Source organism: Actinoallomurus acaciae, from assembly GCF_042429965.1.
In the GTDB taxonomy this organism is placed as follows: domain Bacteria; phylum Actinomycetota; class Actinomycetes; order Streptosporangiales; family Streptosporangiaceae; genus Actinoallomurus; species Actinoallomurus acaciae.
Window position 1 is genome coordinate 1 of sequence record NZ_JBHLZP010000405.1, and the last position, 7,307, is coordinate 7,307.

At 69.7% G+C, this 7,307-nt stretch carries 6 protein-coding genes, 12 tRNA genes and 1 pseudogene; 4 read left to right on the plus strand and 15 right to left on the minus strand.

Annotation, left to right across the window (positions count from 1 at the left end; genetic code table 11):
* Positions 1-686, plus strand: a 686-nt coding sequence (locus ACFFNX_RS36335) for an RNA polymerase subunit sigma-70 (RefSeq protein WP_378210532.1), incomplete at its 5' end; no start/stop codon positions are given.
* A 23-nt stretch (positions 687-709) separates the two neighbouring features.
* Here ACFFNX_RS36335 and ACFFNX_RS36340 read toward each other — a convergent pair.
* The 14 genes from ACFFNX_RS36340 to ACFFNX_RS36405 all read right to left on the minus strand — a co-directional run bounded on the left by ACFFNX_RS36340 (position 710) and on the right by ACFFNX_RS36405 (position 4,684).
* Positions 710-791, minus strand: a tRNA-Tyr gene (locus ACFFNX_RS36340).
* 3 nt (positions 792-794) lie between these two features.
* A tRNA-His gene (locus ACFFNX_RS36345) sits at positions 795-868 on the minus strand.
* A 26-nt stretch (positions 869-894) separates the two neighbouring features.
* Positions 895-966: transfer RNA gene (locus tag ACFFNX_RS36350), tRNA-Val, on the minus strand.
* Between the two features lie 5 nt (positions 967-971).
* Positions 972-1,044 (minus strand) — tRNA-Arg (locus ACFFNX_RS36355).
* Position 1,045: 1 nt separating this feature from the next.
* Positions 1,046-1,119 (minus strand) — tRNA-Asn (locus ACFFNX_RS36360).
* A 4-nt stretch (positions 1,120-1,123) separates the two neighbouring features.
* Positions 1,124-1,199 (minus strand) — tRNA-Met (locus ACFFNX_RS36365).
* A 34-nt stretch (positions 1,200-1,233) separates the two neighbouring features.
* Positions 1,234-1,320, minus strand: a tRNA-Ser gene (locus ACFFNX_RS36370).
* 62 nt (positions 1,321-1,382) lie between these two features.
* Positions 1,383-1,456: transfer RNA gene (locus ACFFNX_RS36375), tRNA-Leu, on the minus strand.
* Positions 1,457-1,470: 14 nt separating this feature from the next.
* A tRNA-Leu gene (locus ACFFNX_RS36380) sits at positions 1,471-1,543 on the minus strand.
* Positions 1,544-1,626: 83 nt separating this feature from the next.
* A tRNA-Gln gene (locus ACFFNX_RS36385) sits at positions 1,627-1,698 on the minus strand.
* Between the two features lie 25 nt (positions 1,699-1,723).
* Positions 1,724-1,796, minus strand: a tRNA-Arg gene (locus tag ACFFNX_RS36390).
* A gap of 99 nt (positions 1,797-1,895) precedes the next feature.
* Positions 1,896-1,967 (minus strand) — tRNA-Gly (locus ACFFNX_RS36395).
* 277 nt (positions 1,968-2,244) lie between these two features.
* Complete coding sequence (locus ACFFNX_RS36400; RefSeq protein ID WP_378210533.1) at positions 2,245-3,447, minus strand: dipeptidase; 1,203 nt, start codon at positions 3,445-3,447, stop codon at positions 2,245-2,247.
* A 34-nt stretch (positions 3,448-3,481) separates the two neighbouring features.
* Positions 3,482-4,684, minus strand: a complete 1,203-nt coding sequence (locus ACFFNX_RS36405; RefSeq protein WP_378210534.1) for a cysteine desulfurase-like protein — start codon at positions 4,682-4,684, stop codon at positions 3,482-3,484.
* Between the two features lie 149 nt (positions 4,685-4,833).
* Here ACFFNX_RS36405 and ACFFNX_RS36410 point away from each other — a divergent pair, with 149 nt between their 5' ends.
* Both ACFFNX_RS36410 and ACFFNX_RS36415 read left to right on the plus strand, forming a co-directional pair.
* On the plus strand, positions 4,834-5,214 hold the full coding sequence (locus ACFFNX_RS36410) for a YkvA family protein (RefSeq protein WP_378210535.1): 381 nt from the start codon (positions 4,834-4,836) through the stop codon (positions 5,212-5,214).
* Positions 5,215-5,439: 225 nt separating this feature from the next.
* Positions 5,440-6,555 carry a serine hydrolase domain-containing protein gene (locus ACFFNX_RS36415; protein ID WP_378210536.1) on the plus strand — a complete coding sequence of 372 codons (1,116 nt, stop codon included), beginning with the start codon at positions 5,440-5,442 and terminating at the stop codon, positions 6,553-6,555.
* A 78-nt stretch (positions 6,556-6,633) separates the two neighbouring features.
* Here ACFFNX_RS36415 and ACFFNX_RS36420 read toward each other — a convergent pair whose 3' ends face one another.
* A complete protein-coding gene (locus tag ACFFNX_RS36420; protein WP_378210537.1) occupies positions 6,634-7,020 on the minus strand; it encodes a VOC family protein in 387 nt (128 codons plus the stop codon).
* Positions 7,021-7,097: 77 nt separating this feature from the next.
* Here ACFFNX_RS36420 and ACFFNX_RS36425 point away from each other — a divergent pair.
* A pseudogene (locus ACFFNX_RS36425) lies at positions 7,098-7,307 on the plus strand (hypothetical protein); the annotation flags it as partial.

A 7,307-nucleotide genomic window follows, 5' to 3' on the forward strand; every position in this document is an offset into this window, starting at 1 on the left:
CGCCGCTCGCCGAGTCGGCCTGGGTCGAGCCGGTGCCCGGCGCCCGCGTCCTGCCGGGCGGTGGCGGGGACCCCGCCGACGAGGCGGTCTCGCGCGAGACCGTCCGCCTGGCGTTCGTCGCGGCGCTGCAGCACCTGCCGCCCCGCCAGCGGACGGTGCTGATCCTGCGGGAGGTCCTGCGCTGGCGGGCGAACGAGGTCGCCGAACTGCTCGACACCTCACCGGCCTCGGTCAACAGCGCCCTTCAGCGCGCCCGCGCGACGCTCGACGGCCTCGGCCTGACAACCGACTCCTCCGACCTTCAGCCGCTGGACGCCGCGCAGCGTTCCCTGGTGGCGCGCTACTGCGACGCCTTCGAACGCTATGACCTCGACGCGCTCGTCGCACTGCTGCACGAGGACGCCACCCAGTCGATGCCGCCGTACGACATGTGGGTCCGGGGCCCCGCCCGGATGCGCGAGTGGTGGAGCGGGCCGGGCATCGAGTGCCGGGGCTCCCGGCTGCTGCCGGTGACGGCCAACGGCTCCCCCGCGTTCGGGCAGTACCGCCCCAGCGGCCCGGGCGGGCGCCACGAGCCGTTCTCCCTGCACATCCTGGAGTTCCGCGACGACCGGTTGATCCGCCTCAACTACTTCCTGGACGTCGACCGGCTGTTCCCGCTCTTCGGCCTGCCGCCGCAGCTGTGAGATCTCCACAGCGGAAGACATCGTGCATGGGGCAGGAGTCGAACCTGCACAGCGCGAAGCGGGCGGTTTACAGCCGCTTGGTCTCACCCATGACCAGGCCCATGCGCAGGGTGAACAGGGGGATTCGAACCCGCCTCTTCCGGGGCCACAACCCGGCGTGCCTCCGTTACACCATGATCACCAAGGCGTCCCCTCCCACGGGACGCGGTCGACCGGGCAGGAGTCGAACCTGCCACGCGCGCCGTGTGAAGGCGCCGCTCTACCGATGAGCTACCGGTCGTGACGCACCCTCGGCCGGACTCGAACCGGCGGCCTACCGCTCCGGAGGCGGGCGCTCTGTCCGCTGAGCTACGAGGGTCTGGCTCCGGTGGCTGGGATCGAACCAGCATGTCGCGGTTAACGGCCGCGCATCCTGCCGTTGAATGACACCGGATCAGTCGCGCAGGTGGGATTCGAACCCACGATCGCCGGCTTATGAGACCGGTGGGGACGGCCTGACTCCCCTACTGCGCTGCGCGCCGCCGCCACTGGCGGCGACTCTTATCGGCGGAAGGTGAGGGATTCGAACCCCCGCAGGTGCGACCCTGGCCTCCGTTTTCGAAACGGGCGCGATACCGGACTCCGCCAACCTTCCCTTTCCCTTGCGTCGATGACCGGGCCGTCGCCCCCGTCGGGACGGCCCGGTCGTCTCTCGCGTACCGCCACAAGGATTCGAACCTTGAACCTTCGCGTTCTGAACGCGACGCCTCTACCGGTTGGGCCATGGCGGCCTGATGATCCTGCGTACGCTCGGCGGGACTCGAACCCGCACCTCCGGCTCCTCGGGCCGGTGCCTCTGCCAGTTGGGCCACGAGCGCTTGACGAAAGAGCCGCCACCCGGTGCCGACCCGGGCCACCCGCGGTACGAAAGCGGGGTCACAAGCCGTGTGCGGCGGCCTCGCTCCCTGGCAAGGATTTGAACCTCGATCGCGCGAGTCAGAGTCGCGTGTCCTGCCGGTTGGACGACCAGGGAATGACAGCGCGCGATGCGCGCTCCGCACCTCCGCCAGGACTCGAACCTGGGGCCTCCCGCTCCGCGGGCGGGCGCTCTGTCCACTGAGCTACAGAGGCTGGGCGCGGCGGCCGGGAATCCGGAAAGACCGCCGCGAGTAAATGTCTTCCGCTGTGGAGTTGTCAAAACGCATTCCCCGACCGAAGGGAAGGGAAAAGCATGGGTGGCAGGAGTCGAACCCGCTTCTCGCCGGACTTGGAAACCGGCCGCCTAACCGTTGGCTCACCCATAGACGTGTCGTACTCATGAAAAGGGCCGCCCGGGACGGTGTCCTCCGGGCGGCCCACAAGCGACAGGCGTGGCCTATCCCGAGGCTCCCGTGAGGAGGACATGCAGCAGCTCATATCGCGTGCCCTGCGACATCTGCCGCCAGTGCGAGGTATTCATTCGCGTTTCCTCCTCTCCCGTCGCTTTCGATGTTTCCATCATAAGAACCCTCGCCGTGAGGGCAACATATTTAATCGCCGTCGATGACCATCAGACGGCGCAGCCGCGAATCGGGTTCCCTCAGCCGTCCAGTTGCTCGATCGTCGCGATCGACGGTGCCTCCGTACGGCTCAGGTCGCGGGCCGTGTCCTCGGCGGCGCGCAGGACGCGTACGGCGTTGCCCCAGGTGAGCTTGGCCAGGTCCGCCTCGGACCAGCCACGGCCGAGCAGTTCGGCGATCAGGTTCGGGTACCCCGACACGTCGGACAGGCCGTCCGGAGTGAAGGGGGTGCCGTCGAAGTCGCCGCCGATGCCGAGGTGGTCGATGCCGGCCACCTCGCGCATGTGGTCGAGGTGGTCGGCCACCGTCGCCGGGGTCGCGACCGGCCGCGGGTTGGCGGTCTCGAACTCCGTCCGCGCCTTCGTCGCCTCAGGGCTCGTGTCGAAGCGGTTGAAGCCGGCGGCCTCGACGTGCGCGTCGACGGCCTTGGTCCACACGATGGCCTCCGGCAGCACGAACTTCGGCACGAACGTCGCCATCGCGACTCCGCCGCCTGCCGCCAGGGACTCCAGCACGTCGTCCGGGATGTTGCGCGGGTGGTCGCAGACGGCGCGCGAGGACGAGTGCGAGAAGATCACCGGTGCCCGGCTGACCCGCAGGGCGTCCCGCATGGTGTCGGGCGCCACGTGGGAGAGGTCGACGAGCATGCCCAGCCGGTTCATCTCGCGGACGACCTCCTCGCCGAAGCGGGTGAGGCCGTGCGCGGCCGGCTCGTCGGTGGCCGAGTCCGCCCAGGCCACGTTGTCGTTGTGCGTCAGCGTCATGTAGCGGACGCCCAGCGCGTACAGGGCGCGCAGCGTGGCCAGCGAGTTGTCGATCGAGTGGCCGCCCTCGGCGCCCATCAGCGACGCGATCCGGCCGTCCGCCCACGCCGCCTCCACGTCGTCGGCGGTCAGGGCGATGCGCAGGTGGTCCGGGTAGCGCGCGGCGAGGGCACGGACGCAGTCGATCTGTTCGAGCGTCGCACTGACCGCGTGGTCGCCCCGCAGCTCCGCGGGCACGTACACGGACCAGAACTGCGCGCCCACCCCGCCCGCGCGCAGGCGGGCGAGGTCGGTGTGCAGGCGGCCGGTCTGGTCGGCGGCGACGTCGCACGCGTCGAGGTCGTATCCGGACTGCTCGCGCAGCGCCCACGGAAGGTCGTTGTGCCCGTCAACCACGGGGTGGCCGGCGAGCAGCGCGCGGGCGCGCTCCAGGTTGCCGGAATCGACGGTGTACGTCATCGGTGTCCTCACTGACCGCTGTCGGGATGGATGGTCAACGCAATTCTGATACGGCCGCCAGCAGCCGTTCGACGTCGGACCGGTCGTTGTAGTGCACGAGCCCGGCGCGTACGGCGCTGCCCTGGTCACGGATGCCCAGCGCCGCGGTGAGCTCCCACGCGTAGTTGTGCCCGTTCCAGACGTTCACCCCGCGTGAGGCGAGGTGCTCGGCGACCGCGCGGGGCGTGTGCCCGTCGACGGTGAAGTAGACCGTGGCGGTACGGCGCCGGGGAGCGCCGATGAGCCGTACGCCGGGCAGGGCGGCCAGGCCGTCGAGCAGGTGGACGAGTTCGGCCTGCACATGCGTCTCGACCGCGGCCATCGAGGCGAGGACGCGCTCCCGGCGGGTGCCGGCGGCGCCGGAGTCCAGTCCGGCCAGGTGGTCGACGGCGGCGGTCACGCCCGCGAGGTCGGCGAACGGCGCGGTGCCGGTCTCGAAGCGCTCGGGCACGTCGTCGGTGGCGGACGCGAGCTTGTCGGGCCGGATGGTCTCCAGCAGGGCCGGCGCGGCGACGACGGCGCCGATGTGCGGCCCGGACCACTTGTACGCGCTGGTCGCGTAGAAGTCGGCGCCGAACGCGGTCACGTCGACGGGGGTGTGCGGGGTGGCGTGCACGCCGTCGACGTAGGTGAGCGCGCCGGCGTCGTGGGCGCGCCTGGTGATCGCCGCGACGTCGGGCATGGTGCCGAGGATGTTGCTGGCGGCGGTGACGGCGACGAGGCGGGTGCGGTCTCCGAGGAGCGTGTCGTACTGCTCGGCCGGCAGCTCACCGGCGGGCAGGTCGACCTCGGCCCAGCGGACGGTGGCGCCGGCGCGCTCGGCGGCCTGCACCCAGGGCCGTACGTTCGCGTCGTGGTCCAGGCGGGACAGCACGATCTCGTCGCCGGTACGCCAGGTACGGGAGAGCGCGTACGCGAAACGGTAGGTCAGTGTGGTCATGTTGGGCCCGAGGACGACGCCGCGCGGATCACCGCCGACCAGGTCGGCGACGGCCCGGCGGGCGGCCTCGACGATGGCGTCGGAGCGGGCGCTGGCCGGGAAGGCGCCGCCGACGTTGCCGATGCCGCCCTCGTACGCGCCCGCGATCGCGGATATCACGGACTCGGGAACCTGCGTGCCCGCCGCTCCGTCCAGGTAGGCATGGCCATCGCGCAACGCCGGGTACGCTGCGCGAATCGATACCAGGTCCAGGGTCATGTCAACTCCAAACCACGCGTTCGGTCCGAAACTACGTGGCCCCAGGCTCTCGTGCGCGACCGGGTAGGGGAAGCCCGGTCCCGCAGGCGAATGAAAGCGGTCAGGCGGGACATACTCCGCGTGGGACCCCCGAGTACGGAGGAGATCAGATGATCCTTCCCGGCGTTCTCGCGCTGTTCGTCGGCGCGATCCTGGCCTTCGCCGTCCACGGCGACGTGGGGGGCGTCGGCGTCGGCACGGTCGGCGTCATCGTGATGATCGTCGGGGCCCTGGTCCTCATCGCGGGCCTGCTGCGCCTGCGCCGCGGCAGCCGCCGGCGGGTCGCCGGCGGCCGGGACCGGGTCTACCGCACGAGCAAGGGCAAGATCATCGCGATGGTCATCGCGGTGATCTACATCGTGTCACCGATCGACTTCATCCCGGACTTCCTGCTGCCGATCGGCGTGATCGACGACGCCACGGCGTTCGGCTGGCTGCTCTTCGCCGTCGGCCAGGAACTCTCCCGCCGCCGCGGCGGCCAGGCGGTCTAGCGAACTCCTGAACGTACGAGCGCTGGACGCCGGGCTCCGTCACGGTCCGGCCACCGTCGTGGACGCCACGAGCGTCGGAGTCTCCGCGCGCCACCGCCGGCAGGAAATCGTGCCGCGTAGTGTTGTGGCAGCTCGCCGCTGTAATCATCGCTTGATTCCGATTTAATCGGCCTCGGCTAATTTCTTTGCGCAATGTAAACGGCCGATCACGAAGGTGGATTCAGGTTGAGATTCTGGCGAGTCGGCACCCGCACGGTCATTGTCCTTTCCGTTCTGATCGGCGCGACGGGCGCGGCGGGTGTGGCCGCCGCGCAGGAGCGGCAGCCGCAGACGCCGGGTGAGGTCCTGCAGGCAGGCGTGGCGAAAATGCAGTCGGACAACAAACTGCCCGGCGTCATCGGAATGGTCCGCGACGGCGGCAAGGTCGACTACGCCCACGCGGGCTATGGAGACATGTTCATGCGGGTGCCGGCGGATCCGAAGGCGCAGTTTCGCATCGGCAGCAACACCAAGCAGTTCACCTCCACCGTACTGCTGCAACTGGAGGCCGAGCACCGGCTCTCGCTCGACGACACCGTGGACAAGTGGCTGCCCGGCGTGGTGAACAAGAACGGCAACGACGGCAAGAAGATCACCATCAGGCAGCTGCTCAACCACACCAGCCGTATCCCCGACTACCTCGGGGATACGGGATTCGGGGCCGAGTACGCCGCGGATCTGAATCCCGGCCGGCGTTGGGATCCGCAACAGCTGGTCGACCTCGGAACCTCGAAACCACCGCTTGACGAGTTCGCGTACTCGAACACGAATTACATTCTCGCCGGCATGGTCATCAAGGCGGTGACCGGGAACGACCCGGCGACCGAGGTGACGAACCGGATCATCAAACCGCTCGACCTCACGAACACCACCTTCCCGTCCACCGACCCCAAGCTCTACGGCAACTGGCTGCACGGCTACGAACTCATCCGGGACATCTCCTTCTCCAACGTCCAGGCGCTCGGCGCGGCGGGCGCGATCGTGTCCACGATGGACGATCTGGCGAACTTCGACCGGGCGCTGTTCTCCGGCCGTCTGCTGCCCCCGGCTCAGCAGCGGGAACTCGAGACGGTGGGCGGTTTCACCGACTACGCGCTCGGGGTGGGGCGGGTCGACACCCACAGGTGCGGCGAGGTGTACACGCACACGGGCGAGGTCCTCGGCTACACGAGCACCTGGATCAGCAGCGCGGACGGCGAACGCCAGGTCGTGGTGGCCGACAACGAGTACCACCTGCTGAAGACCGACGCCACGGACGCGGAGTGGAACACGGCCGTGGACGCCTTCTGCTCGACCGCGTGAGCGAGTGCGGTCATCGATGGGGCGTCCGGTGATCACCGGGCGCCCCGTCCTCGTCCGGCGGCGCGGGGCCGCCGTGGATCAGCCGCCGCTGCCGTATGGTCGGGTGAGGATCTCCAGGTTGTGGCCGTTCGGGTCGTCGAAGTACGCGCCTCGGCCGCCGTCGCGGTGGTTGATCCTCCCCTCCTCGTGGTGGGCGGGGTCGGCGTAGTAGTGGATCCCGGCGTCCTGGATGCGCCGGAAGATCGCGTCGAACTCCTCGTCCGACACCAGGAACGCGTAGTGCTGCGGCACGATCCGGTCCGGCTGGACCTCCATGAAGTCCAGCGTGACCCCGTTGGCCGTCTGGACCGGCAGGAACGGGCCGAACGGCGCCCCGACATCCAGGCCCAGGACGCCGGCCGTGAACTCCGCGGAGGCCGCCTTGTCACGGGCCGCGACGATGGTGTGGTTCAACTGGATCGACATCGGTCTCATCCCCTTCGAGGACTCCTCACCCGGGGTATGTACCCAGGCGGCCCCGGGCCTGCGGGCAGGATGGCGGGGTGCGCATCCGGCCGATCACCCCTCCGCTCCTGATCGATGAGATCGCCGACCGTGTCGCCTCCGCCGGGACGCCCTGGGTGCGGGTCGCCGTCGACGGGGCGCCGCCCGCGCGGCCGGACCGGCTCGCCGACGCGCTGGCCACCAAGCGGCTGATCCTGGTGCTGGACAACTGTGAGCACCTGCTCGACGCGGCGGCGACGCTGGCCGAC